Origin of the sequence: Paractinoplanes tereljensis (assembly GCF_016862435.1) — a bacterium.
GTDB classification, from domain to species: domain Bacteria; phylum Actinomycetota; class Actinomycetes; order Mycobacteriales; family Micromonosporaceae; genus Actinoplanes; species Actinoplanes tereljensis.
This window is the reverse complement of the sequence record NZ_BOMY01000033.1, coordinates 398,765-414,348: the sequence shown is the minus strand read 5'-3', so window position 1 is coordinate 414,348 and position 15,584 is coordinate 398,765. Positions and strand designations below refer to the sequence as shown.

General features: G+C 71.5%; 13 protein-coding genes and 2 pseudogenes. 8 read left to right on the top strand and 7 right to left on the bottom strand.

The features are described 5' to 3' along the window. Positions 1 to 4: 4 nt before the first annotated feature. Positions 5 to 1,531 (bottom strand): ABC-F family ATP-binding cassette domain-containing protein, encoded by a 1,527-nt coding sequence (locus Ate02nite_RS24680; RefSeq protein WP_275422960.1) that lies wholly within the window; start codon positions 1,529 to 1,531, stop codon positions 5 to 7. A gap of 525 nt (positions 1,532 to 2,056) precedes the next feature. On the opposite strand from Ate02nite_RS24680, the gene Ate02nite_RS24675 reads away from it, so the two are divergent. From Ate02nite_RS24675 to Ate02nite_RS24665, 3 genes are all read left to right on the top strand, one after another. Further along, positions 2,057 to 3,922, top strand: coding sequence for an IucA/IucC family protein (locus Ate02nite_RS24675; RefSeq protein ID WP_239147654.1), 1,866 nt, complete (start codon positions 2,057 to 2,059; stop codon positions 3,920 to 3,922). Continuing rightward, positions 3,919 to 5,409 carry an IucA/IucC family protein gene (locus tag Ate02nite_RS24670; RefSeq protein WP_203809463.1) on the top strand — a complete coding sequence of 497 codons (1,491 nt, stop codon included), beginning with the start codon at positions 3,919 to 3,921 and terminating at the stop codon, positions 5,407 to 5,409. The genes Ate02nite_RS24675 and Ate02nite_RS24670 overlap by 4 nt, the downstream gene beginning before the upstream one ends. A 425-nt stretch (positions 5,410 to 5,834) precedes the next feature. Beyond that, positions 5,835 to 7,115 (top strand): alanine racemase, encoded by a 1,281-nt coding sequence (locus Ate02nite_RS24665; protein WP_203809461.1) that lies wholly within the window; start codon positions 5,835 to 5,837, stop codon positions 7,113 to 7,115. A 24-nt stretch (positions 7,116 to 7,139) separates the two neighbouring features. Here the strand turns inward: Ate02nite_RS24665 and Ate02nite_RS24660 are convergent, their stop codons facing one another. After that, entirely contained in the window at positions 7,140 to 8,126 is a 987-nt protein-coding gene (locus Ate02nite_RS24660; RefSeq protein WP_239147653.1) for an aldo/keto reductase, read from the bottom strand. Between the two features lie 102 nt (positions 8,127 to 8,228). Here Ate02nite_RS24660 and Ate02nite_RS24655 point away from each other — a divergent pair, with 102 nt between their 5' ends. The 3 genes and pseudogenes from Ate02nite_RS24655 to Ate02nite_RS50035 all read left to right on the top strand — a co-directional run. Then, the gene (locus Ate02nite_RS24655; protein WP_203809459.1) at positions 8,229 to 9,089 is read left to right on the top strand and encodes a helix-turn-helix transcriptional regulator; all 861 of its coding nucleotides are present in this window, start codon (positions 8,229 to 8,231) and stop codon (positions 9,087 to 9,089) included. A 131-nt stretch (positions 9,090 to 9,220) separates the two neighbouring features. Beyond that, a pseudogene (locus Ate02nite_RS24650) lies at positions 9,221 to 9,547 on the top strand (ArsR/SmtB family transcription factor); the annotation flags it as partial. 279 nt (positions 9,548 to 9,826) lie between these two features. Continuing rightward, positions 9,827 to 10,291, top strand: a pseudogene (locus Ate02nite_RS50035) (transcriptional regulator); the annotation flags it as partial. On the opposite strand, the gene Ate02nite_RS24645 reads toward Ate02nite_RS50035, so the two are convergent. From Ate02nite_RS24645 to Ate02nite_RS24635, 3 genes are read right to left on the bottom strand one after another with little or no spacing between them, the layout of a single operon-like run. Continuing rightward, the gene (locus Ate02nite_RS24645; RefSeq protein ID WP_203809457.1) at positions 10,221 to 10,721 is read right to left on the bottom strand and encodes a peptide deformylase; all 501 of its coding nucleotides are present in this window, start codon (positions 10,719 to 10,721) and stop codon (positions 10,221 to 10,223) included. The pseudogene Ate02nite_RS50035 and the gene Ate02nite_RS24645 sit on opposite strands and share 71 nt — an antisense overlap. A gap of 25 nt (positions 10,722 to 10,746) precedes the next feature. Continuing rightward, the gene (locus Ate02nite_RS24640; protein WP_239147652.1) at positions 10,747 to 11,241 is read right to left on the bottom strand and encodes a SigE family RNA polymerase sigma factor; all 495 of its coding nucleotides are present in this window, start codon (positions 11,239 to 11,241) and stop codon (positions 10,747 to 10,749) included. Continuing rightward, on the bottom strand, positions 11,241 to 11,999 hold the full coding sequence (locus Ate02nite_RS24635; RefSeq protein WP_203809455.1) for a hypothetical protein: 759 nt from the start codon (positions 11,997 to 11,999) through the stop codon (positions 11,241 to 11,243). The genes Ate02nite_RS24640 and Ate02nite_RS24635 overlap by 1 nt, the downstream gene beginning before the upstream one ends. A gap of 34 nt (positions 12,000 to 12,033) precedes the next feature. Here Ate02nite_RS24635 and Ate02nite_RS24630 point away from each other — a divergent pair, with 34 nt between their 5' ends. Further along, entirely contained in the window at positions 12,034 to 12,195 is a 162-nt protein-coding gene (locus Ate02nite_RS24630; protein ID WP_203809454.1) for a hypothetical protein, read from the top strand. Here the strand turns inward: Ate02nite_RS24630 and Ate02nite_RS24625 are convergent. Further along, the gene (locus Ate02nite_RS24625) at positions 12,168 to 13,493 is read right to left on the bottom strand and encodes a chorismate-binding protein (RefSeq protein ID WP_203809452.1); all 1,326 of its coding nucleotides are present in this window, start codon (positions 13,491 to 13,493) and stop codon (positions 12,168 to 12,170) included. The genes Ate02nite_RS24630 and Ate02nite_RS24625 overlap by 28 nt on opposite strands. 124 nt (positions 13,494 to 13,617) lie before the next feature. On the opposite strand from Ate02nite_RS24625, the gene Ate02nite_RS24620 reads away from it, so the two are divergent. Continuing rightward, positions 13,618 to 13,818: a DUF5999 family protein gene (locus Ate02nite_RS24620; RefSeq protein WP_203809450.1), complete on the top strand. Its 201-nt coding sequence runs from the start codon at positions 13,618 to 13,620 to the stop codon at positions 13,816 to 13,818. 162 nt (positions 13,819 to 13,980) lie between these two features. Here Ate02nite_RS24620 and Ate02nite_RS24615 read toward each other — a convergent pair whose 3' ends face one another. Continuing rightward, positions 13,981 to 15,576, bottom strand: a complete 1,596-nt coding sequence (locus tag Ate02nite_RS24615; protein WP_239147651.1) for a methyl-accepting chemotaxis protein — start codon at positions 15,574 to 15,576, stop codon at positions 13,981 to 13,983. Positions 15,577 to 15,584 lie beyond the last annotated feature (8 nt).

The window sequence follows — 15,584 nt, the reverse complement described above, 5'->3', positions numbered from 1 at the left end:
CGTCTCAGCTCTCGGACACCACACCCGCCGCGACATGCCAGCGCCGCCCGTATCCGACCGCCTCCGCGAAATACCGATCATGCGTCACCGTGATCACCGTCCCCCGGAACCGCCGCAACGCCTCCTCCACCACATCCAGAGCATCGAAATCGAGGAAATTCGTCGGCTCATCCAGCACCAGCACCCGCGCCGGACCATTCACCAGCACCGCCAGGACAAGACGCCGCAACTCCCCCGCCGACAAACTCCGGGTCCGCGCCACCCACTGATCCGGCCCGAACTGATGCCCCAGCAGCAGCCGCTCCGCATCATCCACATACACCGGAACCCGCTGCCGGAAGAACTCCATCACCGTCACATCCGACCGCAGCCCATCACTGGTCTGCGGCAACACCGCCACCTCACCGCCACCCACCTCGGCCAACGCCCGCATCAACGTCGTCTTACCCGCACCATTACGGCCGGTCACCAGAATCCGGTCACCGCGCCGCACATCCAGATCCACCCCGTCCAGCAGAACCCGGGCACCGAACGCCACCCGCAGCCCCCGAACCTTCACCACGACCTCGCCGGCCTCCGCCGCATCCACCGGAAACGTCAACGTCAACGGCGGCCGCGACGCCGGCTTCGCGATCCACCGCGTCGACTCCATCTGCCGCCGCAACCGCCGCTCCCGCACCTTCGCCTTACGCGCCACCAACCGCGACACCCGCCGCAGATGCGGAGCCGCCGCACCCAGGCCCTTCGCCTGCTCGACACCGCGCGCGAACTCCTTCGTCCGCTCGATGTCCGCCTCCCACCGGCGGCGATCCTTCTCCTGCGCCTCATAGTCCAGCAGCAACTTCTCCCAGCGCCGCTGCTTCTCCGCCCGATAGGAGGTGTAGCCGCCACCCGGATAGTCCTGCGGCTCGTCGTGAATCCCGTCCAGCTCCACGACCCGCGTCACGGTGGCGTCCAGGAACGCCCGATCGTGACTGACCACCAGCACCCCGCCCGGGAAATCCCGTAGCCAGTCCTGCAACCACGCCGCGCCCTCGGCGTCCAGATGGTTGGTCGGCTCGTCCAGCAGCAGCAGATCCGGTTCGGCCAGCAACGCCCGCGCCAGCAGCAGACGCGCCTGCTCGCCGCCGCTCACCTCGGTCAGCGTCAGCTCATCGGGCAACTCCGCGATGTCCAGCCGCTGCCGGACCTCCAGCAGCCGCGACTCCGCGGCCCACCCTTCCAGGGCCGTCCACCGTTCCTGGACCGCACCGAACTCGTCCAGCACGTCCTCGCCCGCCGCCAGCCGCGCCTCGAGCCCGCGCAGCGCCGCCGTGACCTCGGCGAGCTCACCCAGACCGCCGGACAGGAACGCACCGACCGTGCCTTCCGGATCGGGCATCTGCTGCGGCACGTAACCGACCCGCGTGCCGGGCCCGTGGGTGACGGAACCTCCCAGCGGCTTCAGCTCACCGGCCAGCAAACGCAGCAGGGTCGTCTTCCCCGCACCGTTCGGCCCGACCACACCGATCCGGTCGCCGTCTCCCAGCACCAGATCAAAACCCTCGAACAGCAGGTCACCGTCGTGGGAATAGGAAAGCGAAACAGCCTTGAGCAAGAAAATCTCCCAGAGCAGACACCGACAGGGGTACCCCCACAGCCGCTATCGCTATCACATGGAGAATGCCGCTCCCGGGCTCGACCAATGTTCCACCGACGACCTTGCCCGCCCGTGGCTGTCGGTGCAACCGAATTTCCGCCCCGCTGTGCGGTCACTCCTGCGGATGACTCTCTGATCTCCGGCCGGACCGGCCTGCCCGTGAAGGTGGCTGGCCCGTCCCCCGACGGGTTTACGGGCCCCGTCGGCCGGCCCTGCGCTGAACGGACCGGCTTTGACCTGCGGTTCGGCCTCGCCCGGTGGATGTCGTTGATTCCTTTTTGGTTTGAAGGGTGCGCCTGAGTTCTGGCGCACCACCTGTAGAGCGTCCTAGGATGCAGATTTGGTTACTGCGTTCTCGCTCACGTGCCGGGGACTGCCGGGCAATGCCTTCCGGGGCTCAGGCGCACAATGGGCGGCGTGCCGCGTCCCTCGTCCAGTTCACCGCCGATCCGGCACACAGCCGATCCCGCGCGGACCCGTGAAGACCTTGCCCATCTGCGGCCTGAGCTGCTCGAACGCTACGACGACGCGCTGCCCGGCGCCCGCGCCGCGGTGATGGGACGGCTGCTCGGGGCACTCGACCGGGAGGCCCTGCCCGGGCTCGTCCTGCGCGGTGGCGGCGAGGTGTCCTTCCCGGGGGTGACGGTCCGGTACTCGCTCGAGGCGGCCGCGGCGTTCGCGGTCGCCCAGACCGGCTTGGCCGTCACGGTTCGCGCCGGCAACGGACTGCGCGCGGGCGGGCCGATCGCCGACCCGGCCCCGAGCGGTGGGCGGCACGGCGAAAGGCCGGCCGAGAACGCGCGGGGCGGCGACGGCCCGGACGGCTCGGACGTCGAGGACGGTGGCGGCCGGCATTCCCGTCGCCGGCCCGTGCCCCGCACCCGGCGTGGGCGGGCTCCCCGCGACACGGCGGCGGCCACCGTTGACGGGCGTGGCTGGGACAGCGGGCAGCACCGGAACGGCTCCGAGCCCCCGCAGCCCGGCTGGGGCGACGAGGACGACTTCGGCTACCTCGAAGAGGCGGAGCCGCCCGGCGCGTTCGTCACCGACCCCGGAACGCTCATCCGCATCCTCTGGCCCGGCAGCGACCTCGCCGCCGAGATCGACAACAGCGTCGCCAACATGGCCCTCGCCCGGGCCGCCAACCCGGTACAGCGCCTGCCGCAGGCCGGCGACCCGGACGGCCTCGCCCGCGCGGAACAGTCCATCACCGACGGGCACCCGCTGCACCCGTGCGCCCGCACCCGCGGCGGGATGAGCGTCGCCGACGTTCTCGCCTACGCCCCGGAACACTCCCCCGTCATCCGCCTGCGCCGGCTACGGGTTCCCGCCGACCGCTGGTACGGCACCGCGGAACCGGTGCTCCTGGCCCACCCCTGGCAGGCCGAACGGATCCGCGACCGATACCCGTGGCTCACCGACGACGGTGAGACCGCGCCGGTGCGGCCCCTCATGTCGCTGCGCACCGTCGTCCCGGTCGGCGGCGGCCCGCACGCCAAGACCGCCGTCGACGTGCAGATGACCTCTGCTGTGCGGACCGTCTCCCCCGCCGCCGTGCACAACGGGCCGATCCTGTCGAAACTGCTGCGGCACGTCACCTCCGGCCTGCCGATCGACGTACTCGCCGAAACCGCCGCCGGCGCCGTCCTGGTCGACGGCGTCCCGCAGCGCCACCTCGCCTACCTGACCCGCGAGGCGCCACACCTCGCCGAGGGCGAATCCGTCGTCCCCATCGCCCTGTACGGGGCATCGCCGCTGCTGATGTCGACGGTGCCCGACCCGTACGCCTTCCTCACCCTGATGGGCAGCCTGCTGTTCGCGCCGCTGCTCAGCGTGCTCGACCGCGGCGTCGCGCTGGAAGCGCACGGCCAGAACACCCTCGTGGTGCTGCGCGACCACCGCCCCACCCGCATCCTGTACCGCGACCTCGGCGGAGTGCGGGTCAGCGCCCGCCGCCTCACCGCCGCCGGCCTGGACGCGCCGGCCCTGCACGGTGACCTGCCCAGCGACGACCCGCAGGTGCTGCGCACCAAGCTGTCCGCCGCCGCGTTCGGCACCATCGCCGCCGAACTGATCGCGGCGCTGACCCGCCACCACGGCGCCGACCCCGCCCGTCTGTGGGGCATCGTCGCCACGGCGATCCGCGAGACCGGCACCACCGACGCCCCGCACCTGCTGCGCGACCCGCTGCCGGCGAAGGCGACCACGGCCATGCGGCTGGCCGCGGACCCCCTCGACGACATCTGGGCCCTTCTGGACAACCCCATGGCGGCACACGTATGACGCGCAGTCTCTCCCCGGAACGCCTCGCCCACACCGAGGCTGCCCTGGCCGTGCACGCACCGTCTCTGCTGGACGGTTTCCTCGCCGCTCTCCCGGTGGCAGCCGACACGGTCGGGCGGCGGCTGCGCGGCGCGCTTGTCCGGGAGCGTATCCGAGACATGGGCCCCGGTCTAGAACATGCGTTCGATCGGGTCGAGTACCCGACCTCCGGCGCCGGCGACCCGGTCGACCTCCTCGACGGCATCGACGCCCCCGGCTTCGCGGCCGAGCTGCGCAACGCCGTGATCAACATGGCGATCGCGATGGCCCGCCCGGCCGCCCCCACCGGCGACGGCCCCGATTGGCACGCCATCGGACTGGAACGCCTGGCCGTCACCGGGCATAATCTGCATCCCTGCGGACGCACCAGACTCGGCTGGGACACCGGCGACGTCCTCGCCTACGACCTGGAGACGCCACTGACCTCGGTCGGGTTCGTGGCGGTCCGCGACGAGCTGCACCTCGGCGACGACGTGTGGCCGGCAGTGCAGGCGCCCGCCGGGTACACCGTTCAGCCGGTCCACCTCTGGCAGCGGGACATGGTCATCCCCGCCCGCTACGGAGACCTGCTGCACGACCGGTCACTGATCATCCTCGGAGACGAACTACCTGCGGTACCGACGGCGGCCCTGCGCACACTGCTGCTGCCGGACACCGGCGAATACCTGAAGGTGTCCCTCGACATCCAGGTCACCTCGACCCGCCGCAGCATCAGCGTGGCCAGCACCCGCAACGGTCCGGCCGTGTCCCAGTTGCTGCACCGGCTGGTCGCCGACGACCCGGACGGCAACCGGCTGCTGCTGATGGCCGAAACGGCCGGCGCGGCGGTACCGGTCGGCTCCGGACGGGACCTCTCGGCGATCCGTCGCGACGGCCTGGCCGGCCGCCTGGAGCCCGGCGAGCGGGCCATCCCCGGCGGGGCGCTGCCGTTCCTGCTGGACGAGCTGGTCACCGGCGATCCGGCCGACTGGCTGCGGGAGTACGCGCAACTGCTGCTCCCGCCGCTCATGCGGCTGGCCGCCGGCGGCGTCGGGCTCGAGGCGCACCTGCAGAACTGCCTGCCCACGTTCATCGACGGTCGCCCCCACCGGCTGGCACTGCGCGACTTCGCCGGCCTGCGCCTGCACCTGCCTCGCCTGCAGGCGGCCGGCCACGACATCAGCCTGTGGCCCGGCTCGGTCGTCGGCACCGACGACATCGACGTGATGCGCGCGAAGATCGGCTACACGCTGTTCCAGGCCCACCTGGGCGAGATCGTGCTGCACCTGGACCTCGACGAAACCCAGGCCTGGCGCATCATCCGCGAGGTCCTGGACACCTGCTGCTTCGGCGACGACCACGCGGCCTTCACCGCCCCGCGAGTCCCGCACAAGGCCCTGGTCCGCATGCGCCTTTCTGGCGACGGCGACCTCTACATCCCAGTCCGAAACCCGCTGCATGCCCACTGACCAGCCACCCACCCAACCGGCCCACACCCACCGCCCGGCCCGCAGCCGCGCGGCGCGCAGCCGCCGCGCGGCGCGCAGCCGCCGCGCGGCGCATAGCCACCGCCCGGCAAGCAACCGAACGGCACGCACTCGCCTCGCGGCGCACACCCACCCCGCGGCAAGCTTTCGCCACCGCTCACGCACCCGCCCGGCAGCGTGTGCTGGCCCTGCGGCGCGCACCCGCCCCGCGGCACACACCCACCTCCCCGCACGCACCCGCCCAGCGGCAGGCAGAGATCTCCCCACACACACTCGCGTCGCGGCATGCGCCAGTCCTCCGGTGCGCACCCGCCCCGCGGCGCACGCTCATCTCCCCACACACACCCGCGCCGCGGCATGCGCCGGCCCTGCGGCGCCCGCCTGTCTCGCGGCACGGAGTCGACAGCATGCACGCTGACCTGGTGCGGGCGCTGCCGAAACCGGTGTGCGCCTATATCTACGACACGGCGGCGTTGCGGGCGCGGGCGAGCGCGGTCCGGGCCTCGCTGCCCGCTTCCGCCTCCCTGCTGTACGCGGTCAAGGCCAACGGACATCCGGCCGTGGTGTCCAGGATGGCCGCCGCATGCGACGGCCTGGAGGTGGCCTCCGGCGGCGAGCTCGACCTTGCCCTGGCGGCCGGCGCCCGGCGCATCGTGTTCGGCGGCCCCGGCAAGACCGACGCCGAGCTCGCCGCGGCAATCCGCGCCGGTGTCCTCATCAACGCCGAGAGCCAGCACGAGCTGCACCGACTGGCCGCCCTCGGCGACAACCCCGCTGTCTGCCTACGGGTCAACCGGCCCGGCGGTGGCCTGCACGGCAGCCACGCCATGACGGGGACCCCGACCCCGTTCGGCATCGACGAGGCACAGCTGGCCGAAGCGATGCGCATCCCCGGCGTCCGGGTGATCGGTTTCCACCTGCATGCCGTGTCGAACAACATGGACGGCGCAGCACACGCCGCCTTCGTCACCGAGTCACTCGACTGGTCGCTCCGCACCGCCGCCGCCCACACCATCGACCTGAGCGTCGTCAACGTCGGCGGCGGCTTCGGCATCAACTACCTGCACCCAGGCAACACCGGCGCCGACGGCAACCGCAGCGGCAGAGGCAGCGACGGCGAGGCCAGCCACGGCGGCGGGGGCAGCAACGGCGAGGCCGACCACGGCGGAGGTAGCACCAACGGCGGAGGCGATCGCGGCGGAGAAGCCGACCGCAGTGGGGACCAGGTTGGCCTCGCCGACATGGATCTGGCGCCGCTGGCCGGCGTCACTGTCCCGGACGGTGTCGACCTGATTTTCGAGCCCGGCCGCTACCTCGCCGCTGACGCCGGCTGGTACGCCGCCGAGGTCCTCGACATCAAGACCACCCACGGGCGCACCTTCGCCGTTCTGCGCGGCGGCACCCACCACTTCCGGCTGCCCGCCGCCTGGGGTTACAGCCACCCCTTCACCGTCGTGCCGGTCGACGAGTGGCCGCACCCCTACCCGCGCCCGCAGGCCCGCGACACCACGGTCGACGCCGTCGGCGAGCTCTGCACCCCCCGCGACGTGCTGACCCGCGGCCAGCACGTCGACCTTCTGCGGGCCGGCGACATCCTGGTCTTCGGCCGCACCGGCGCTTACGGCTGGGACATCTCCCACCATGAGTTCCTGCGCCACGAACCGCCGCAGTTCGTGATCCTCGAGTGATTCTTCCGGGCCGAGGTCGCGCCGCTAGTTGCCGACGCCCAGGGCCGACATGAACGCCGACGGGTAGCGGTCGCCGCGGGCCGAGCCCCTCGGGATGGCCTTCTCGATCTCGGCGAGGTCCTCGGCGGTCAACTTCACGTCCAGCGACGGCAGCGCCTCGGTCAGCCGCTCCCGGGTGCGGGCACCGACAAGCGGAACGATCTCGTCGCTCTGCGCCGCCACCCACGCGATCGCCAGCTGCGCCACCGTGCAGCCCTTCGCCTCGGAGACCCGCCGCAACGCCTCCACCAGAGCCAGGTTGTGCTCGCCGTCCGCGCCGGAGAACCGAGGGCTGTTGCCGCGGTGGTCACCGGCCCGGCCGGGTGCCCAGGTGCCGGACAACAGGCCACGGCTCAGGATCCCGTATGCGGTCAGGCCGATGCCCAACTCCCGCAACGTCGGCAGCACGTCGTCCTCCACAGCCCGGGACAACAACGAGTACTCGATCTGCAGGTCGGCCACCGGATGCACGGCGTGGGCCCGGCGGATCGTCTCCGAGCCGACCTCGGACAGGCCGACATATCGCACGTAACCCGCGTCGATCATCTCCTTGATCGCCCCGACCGTGTCCTCGATCGGCACCTCCGGGTCGAGCCGGGCCGGCCGGTAGATGTCGATGTGGTCGACGCCCAGCCGGGTCAGTGAATACGACAGGAAGTTCCGCACCGAGGACGGGCGGCTGTCCTGCCCGGCGAAGCGCATGCCCGGCCCCACCTGCTGCCCGAACTTGACGCTCAGCAGGTAACTGTCGCGGGGCCGGCCGCGCAGCGCCTCGCCCAGCAACAGCTCGTTGTGGCCCATGCCGTAGAAGTCGCCGGTGTCGATCAGGGTGACGCCCGCGTCCAGCGCGGCGTGCACGGTGGCGATGCTCTCGCCACGGTCGGCCGGCCCGTAGGTGCCGGACATGCTCATCGCGCCCAGCCCGACCGCGGAAACCGTCGGTCCGCTCTTGCCCAGAGTTCGTGTTTGCATGGATCCACCCTGCGCTCGTTCCGAGGGCGGCGGGAGCGGAGCGGTCATCATGGGAGCGGCGCTCCCTGGCTGCGGACGACGCAACCGGGGCAGCATGGAGGCATGCAGCGTGAGCAGCTCGCCGACTTCCTCCGCCGACGCCGTGAGGCGATCCGACCGGCCGAGGTCGGCATCGCCGACGGCCCCCGACGCCGCACCACCGGCCTGCGCCGGGAAGAGGTGGCCATGCTCGCCGGCATGTCCGTCGACTACGTCGTGCGCCTGGAGCAGGGCCGCAGCAGCCAGCCGTCCACCCAACTGCTCTACTCGCTGGCCCGGGCCCTGCGTTTCTCCGACGACGAACGCAACCACCTGTTCCACCTGGCCGGGCACCAGCCACCGCCCGCCGACGGGGTGGCTCGGCTGGCCCGCGCCGGTCTGGTCCGCATGCTCGACCTGCTCGGCGACACTCCGGCCATGGTCATCACCGACCTCGGCGAGGTCCTGGCGCAGAACAGGTCCTCCATCCTCCTGGCCGGCGACCATCACCGGTTCACCGGCGACCAGCGCTACCTGGCATACCGCTGGTTCACCGAGCCCGCCGGCCGTTCAGTGCACCGGCCGCAGGACCGGGAGCACCACTCCCGGCAGATGGTGGCCGACCTGCGCGCGGTCGCCGGCCGGCGGCCCGACGACCCGGAGGTCACCGGGCTGATCGACCGGATGCAGGCCGCGAGCCCGGAGTTCCGGCAGCTCTGGGCCGAGCACGAGGTGGGTGTGCGGCGGGCCGACCGCAAAACCCTGGTGCACCCGACGGTCGGCCCGATTCTGATGGACTGCGAAACCCTGGTCACCCCCGACCTGCGCCAGCAACTGCTGGTGCTCACCCCGGCCGACGACGACGCCCGCGAGAAGTTGGCGCTCGTGCACGTGCTCGGCGTCGAGGAGTTCCGCACGGCCCAGCAGCTTGAAGTTTGGTCCTGAGGGGGTGTCGTTGATTCCTTTCTAGTTCTTGCGGCGAGTAAGCGGTAACGGGTCACATCGCGTAGAGCGTCCTAGGATGAATGGTGGACGCTTCGGTAGGCGCCGAAGTGTTCCCGCGACATGATCGGTGCATGGACGACGCAACCGGCCTCGCCGCCTGGGCGGGGTTGCTGGCCGACCGCACCCGGGCCTCTTTCTGCCTGGCGCTGCTCGACGGACGGGCCTGGACCGTCGGGGAGCTGGCCCGGCACGCCGGGGTGGCCGTCTCCACCGCCAGCGAGCACGCCAACCGGCTGGTCACCGGCGGGCTGCTCACCCAGCGCAGGCAGGGCCGGCACCGCTACCTGCAGCTGACCGACCCGTCAGTGGCCGCGCTGATCGAGGCGATGGCCGCGACCCAGGCGAGCGCAAGCTGGACGAGCGGAAGCCAGACAAACCCAGCCCAGCCGAGTGCCGGTCGGCCGAGCGGGGGCGAGCCGAGCACCGGCTGGCCGAGTGCCAGCCGGATGAGCACGGGCGAGCCGGACATGGGCCAGGCAAGCGCGACAATGCCGACCACGAGCCGGACGGGCGTTGGCATGGGCCAGGCGGGCGAAAACCGGGCGGGCCAGACGAGCACGGGCCCGGCGGGCGCCAGCCGGACGGGCGCCAGCCCGACGGGCGAGAGCGGGGCCGGCGAGACGGGCACGGGCCCGATGAGCGCCAGCCGGACGAACGCCAACCAGACGGGCACGGGGGCGCCGGGGGCGACGCTTGCGGGGGTGCACAAGCGTCGGAATCTGGCGTTCGCTCGTACCTGCTATGACCATCTGGCCGGCTACCTGGGGGTGGCTATCGCTGACGCGATGGGTGGGAACGGGTTTGTCAGCCGTACCCGTGGGATTGCTCTTACCTCGCGTGGGGTCGCCTGGCTGGAGTCCATCGGGGTTGTTCTGGACGTGCCGGGGCGGCGGCCCGTGTTGCGGGAGTGCCTCGACTGGACCGAGCGGCGGTCGCACCTCGCCGGGACTGCCGGCGCGGCTCTCTGCCGGCATGCCTTCGACGCGGGGTGGATCGTGCGGATCGGCAGTGGGCGGGCCGTGCGGGTCACGCCGGTGGGCGCGGCGGCGCTGGAGGATCAGCTTGGGCTGGTCATCGGCTCTGCGGGGCGGGACGGACCCGGCGCAGCTCGCGCAGTGCCTGACGGCGTACGTCGCCGGTGAGGGTGTCGATGTAGAGCGTGCCGGCCAGGTGGTCGGTCTCGTGCTGCAGAGCCCGCGCCAGGAAGCCGGTGCCCTCGATGATCAGCGGCTCGCCGTGCTGGTCGAAGCCGCGGGCGATGACCGACAGGGCGCGTTTCGTGGGGAAGCCCAGGCCGGGCAGGGAGAGGCAGGCCTCGTCGTCGTCCTGTTCGCCGTCGAAGTCGGACAGGACCGGGTTGATCATGTGGCCTACCTGGCCGGCCACGTTGTAGGAGAAGGCGCGCAGGCTGACGCCGATCTGCGGGGCGGCGACGCCGGCCCGGCCGGGCACGCGCACGGTGTCCTCCAGGTCGGCGACCAGGGCACGCAGCTCGGCGTCGAACGCGGTTACCGGGTCGGCCTCGGTGCGCAGCACCGGGTCGCCGAAGATGCGGATCGGCCGGACTGTCATGCCGTCAAGGCTAAACGGTCGTTACTCAACCGGCGAACAGGGCCAGCTGCTCGGCGGCCAGCAACTCCCGCAGCTTGGTCAGCGAGCGCCGGGTCTGGCTCTTCACGATGCTGACCGGCAGCTCCAGGACGTCGGCGACCTGCTCGACGCTGTAGTCCTCGAAGTAGCGCAGGATGACGATCGCGCGGTCGCGGGCCGGCAGCCGGGCGAGCGCGTCGAGCATGGTCAGGCGCAGCTCGTGGCTCTCCCGGTAGGCGGGCTCGTGCAGCACGCCGGGTGTCGACTCCGTCGACGACCGGCGACGGCGGTGGTCGAGCCAGACGCGGAGCAGGATCTTCTGGGCGTACGCGACGAGGTTGTCCGCCTGCACCGCCCGCCGCCAGCTCAGGAACAGCTTGGTCAGCGCGGTCTGGGTCAGATCCTGGGCCAGGTGCCAGTCGTGGCACAGCATGAACGCGGTGTTGCGCAGCCGTTCGGCGTGGGCGTTGGCGAACTCGGCGAACTCGTCGTCGTCGGTCATCAGCCGAGCACCGGGACCTTGGGGAAGCGGTTCGCGCCCTCGGTCACCAGTTTCTCGGCCATGGTGACGCCCCAGCGGGGGTCGGCGGCGAGCCGGATCGCCTGGTCGTGGGTCAGCGCGGGCGCGGACCGGCAGGCCGGGAGGCCGACCTCGACCAGGGTGCCGTCGGGCCACTGCGCGTCGACGGTGGTCGCCTGCTCGCAATCGCGCGGATTGTCGCTGATCGTCACGAACGCTCCGCCGGGTAGGTCGTCACCGAGTGGGGCGTTCTGGCCGACCGCGACCCGGATCATCGCCGGGCCCTGGCCGCCGTCGAGGGACAACTGCACATGCAGATCATCGTCCGCCGAGACGCCGTAGTGACTCGTCCGTCCGGGTGGCAAAAGCTGAAGCATTAATACCAGCATCGCCCCTGAAGTCGCTTTCGTCCGGGTTCCGTCGGCACGCAGCGTGCCACTGTGGACCGTCAACGTACGCGCCTGCAGAGCGGCCAGCGGGGCGGCGGTGGGGCCGGGTGGCACGTTCTGGGGAGGTAGCGCGGCGGACGGCGGACGGACCGCTACCGGGCCGTCACGCAGGACGACGGCACCCACGCCGACCAGGGCAATCATCGCCGCGGCCGACCCCAGCAAGCCGAGGCGGCGCTGTCGTCGCAGGCGGCGGCCGTCCCGGATCGCGGCACCGACCACGTCGCCGATCGGTGGTGGGAGCTCAGCATGCAGGCCGGCCCGCAGCAGCGCCCGCAGATCCTCCGTCAAAGAGACCCCCTCCATCAGTACTGACGGGGTGAACGTGGGCTCAGGTGACACCGGCCGGCAGAAAATTGTCGTACCCCGGTGGCAGGGTGACTTCCTCCCCCGCCGCATCATGCCGTCCCGGCTGACCCTGACCGACGTTGAGCGGCGCGGGCAGTTCGCCTACCTGACTCACGCGGTGGCGCCCCCGGCACCGTGACCCGCCAGGGCCGCCCGGATCGGGGCGGCCTTGGCGGCGGCCTCCTCGACCTCGGCGGCCGGGTCGCTGTCCCAGGTGATGCCGCCGCCGGCCCACGCGTGCAGGCGGGTGCCGTCGGCCGCGACCGTGCGGATGGTCAGGGCCAGGTCCAGGTGGTCGGGGCCGATCCAGCCGATGGCGCCCATGCTCACGCCGCGGCCCATCGGTTCCAGGGCGGCTATCTCGGTCAGGGCCGCGAGTTTGGGGGCGCCGGTCACCGAGCCGCCGGGGCAGACCGCGCGCAGCAGGGCGGCCAGGTCGAGCTCCGGCGGCAGCAAAGGGGCGGAGATCACCGACTCCGCCTGCCACAGGTCGACCCACTGGCGGACCGCGAACAGCTCGTCGACCGTCACTGGGCCCGCGCCAGGTATACGGGTGAGGTCGTTGCGTTCCAGGTCGACGATCATGACGTGCTCGGCTCGTTCCTTGGCCGAGGCGAGCAGCTCCGCGCGGCCGCGTGCGGTGGCCGGGCGGGTGCCCTTGATCGGGCGGGTGATCACCCGGCCGTCCCGGACCTCGACCAGGGTCTCCGGGGACGCCGTCGCGATCGCCCAGCCCTCGCCGGTCAGCACGCCGCCGTAGCGGGCGCCGGGCAGCGCCGCGACCCGGCGCAGGGCCGGCCCCGGGTCACCCCGGTACGGCGCGCTGGCGTGGCCCACCACATTGACCTGGTAGACGTCGCCCCGGCCGATCGCCTCCCGGACCGCGTCCACGGCGGCGGCGTGCTCTTTCGGGGTCCAACTGGGCGCCCACTCCCCCAACCACCACTCCCGCGACGCTCGGCGTTCAGATCCAGATTGCGCCGGGAGCGCACCATCGGGCCATGGACCCGCAACCGCTGCCCCGGCTTCCGCCAGCGACTCAACGCCTGGCAATAAACCCGGCGACTGCGTGAACCCGGGTTCGTGGACGTAGACGACGGCGTAGACGTCCGGGATCGCCGGGACCGGGGACGCGGGGCCGATCGGGCCGCCGGCCATTACGGAACCGGCGGCGGCAGACACGTACAGTGCCGCCCCGCAGACCGTGCCAGCGCCGGTTGGGTGAACCTGGGTGGCCGTTCGGCCAGTGTTTCGCACGCGCAGTCCGTTGCCGGCGAGGAAGTCGGCGACAAGCTTCGCAGGGTCACCACCGTCACAGCAGAACCATTCGAACCGTGTTGACGCACGGTGACGGCCCTGGCAGGACGCCGGAGCACCCGGTAACGGACCCGGAGGAGGTGTCGGGAAGTGGTCGGTAGGCACTGTTTCGTGGACCATTCGAACCGAGGATTCTTTCAATGGGACGCCGTCACCCGCTCAATCCAGCGTCGTTCGGATTGAGGTAACGTCCGTCACCGTCGTTGTGAATCGTCACACACAGCCCCCTGACCGGAGACCCCCGATGTGCCAGCACCAAACCCCCTGTCCCAGCGCCGAAGCCATCGATCGGGAAGCGGCCCGCATCCTCGCCGCCTTCCCCGAGCAAGGCTGGAGCCTCCTCTGCAACGGCGTCATCGTCTTCGAGGACACCGGTGAGATCCTGCCCGACGGCACGATGATCGCACCGCACCGCGGCCCAGCCGTCCACGCCCTCGCCGCCTGACCGGGAAAACCCCCGGCCCGAGCACTCCGCGGCTACTGAGAGTAGCCGCGCGACACCCTCGCTCAGCGCCGAGCGCTTACTCTCCGCGACTCCCCGACCCCGCGAGCAACGACGACCCGCGCCGGGCGAAACAGAAACGCTGCCAAAAACAGCAAAAACCGGTCAGATCCGGTACGTCGCGACCGTCGCCTGCAACTCGGAGGCGGTGCGAGCCAACTCCGCGGCGGTCTGCTGAGTCTCGGTGGCCCCGTCGGTCACCTGCCGGGCCGCCTCGGCGACCCCGGCGATCGTCTCGGCGATGCTTGACGTTCCCTCGGCCGCGTGACCCACGCTGCGGGAGATCTCGGCGGTGGTGGCGGTCTGCTCCTCCACCGCGGCGGCGATCGTGGTGGTGTAGTCGCTGATCGTCGTGATCACGGTGCCGATCTGCTGGATCGCCTCGACCGCGTTGCCACTCTCGGCCTGGATCGCGGACACCTGAGCGGTGATCTCCTGGGTGGCCCGGGCGGTCTCCTGGGCCAGGTCCTTCACCTCGCTGGCCACCACCGCGAAGCCCTTGCCCGCCTCGCCGGCCCGGGCGGCCTCGATGGTGGCGTTCAACGCCAGCAGGTTGGTCTGTTCGGCAATCGACGTGATCATGGCGACGACCGTGCCGATCTGGGCCGAGGCGTTACCCAGCCGGGCGACGCTCGCGTTGGTGTTCTCGGCGGTCCGGGCGGCCTCGTTGGCCACGCTGGCGGCCTCGTTCGCGTTGTTGGCGATCTCCCGGATCGACTCGCCCATCTCGTCCGCCCCGGCTGACACCGACTGCACGTTGTGCGACACCCGGTCGGCGGCCTCGGACACCGTGCCGACCTGCACCGACGTCTCCTCGGCCGACGCCGACAGCTCCAGCGACACTGCGGACAGCTCCTCGGAGGCGGACGCCAGCATGGTGGAGCTGCTCTGGATCCGGCCGACCATGCCGGCCACCGCCTCGGCCGTGTCGTTGAGCGCCACCGACATCCGGCCCACCTCGTCCTTGCCGTCCACCGGCACCCGGGCGGTCAGGTCACCGCGGCCGATCCGCTCGAGGGCCTCGACGCAGCGGGACAGGGGTTTGACGATGAGCCGGGCGGCGCCCACGGCGAGGCCGACCGCGAGGATGGTGCTGCCGATGACCAGCACCAGCACCCAGCGCTTGGTGGACTGGTAGCGGTCCTCGGCGGTGGCCATCTGCTCGGCCCCGGCCTCGACGGTCAGGCCGGCGAGGGTGGTCAGGTTGGCGCGGACCGCCTTCATCACCGTGGCTAGGTCACCGCTGCGGATCTTGGCAACCGCGGCGGTGTCACCCGAGGAGGCGAGCGGCAGCACCTTGTCGTCGATCAGGGTGTCGTACGCCGTCCAGGCAGTCTGGAAACCGTCGAGAGAGGTCTGCGCGTCGGCGCCGATCGAGTAGGACTCGTACTCGGTGGCGTAGCCGACGGCCTGGGTGGCGGCCTCGTCGATGGCCGTCTTCGCGGTCGCCCGGGCAGCGTCAGAGGTGGCCAGCAGGTAGTCGTCGAGACCGAGCCAGTTCCGGTTGACCGCGGCCCGCAGGTTGCCGATGGTGTTCAGCTCCTGGTTGTGCCCGTAGACCGCCTTCACCTGGTCGTTGGTGGCAGCGAGGCTGGACAGGGCGTAGCCGCCGTCGATCATGCCGAAAGCGGCTACCACGCCGACCGCCGCCATGATCTTCGTGCCGACCCGGCGGTCGGTCAGCAGGCGCAGGTTCGCCACTGTCAGTA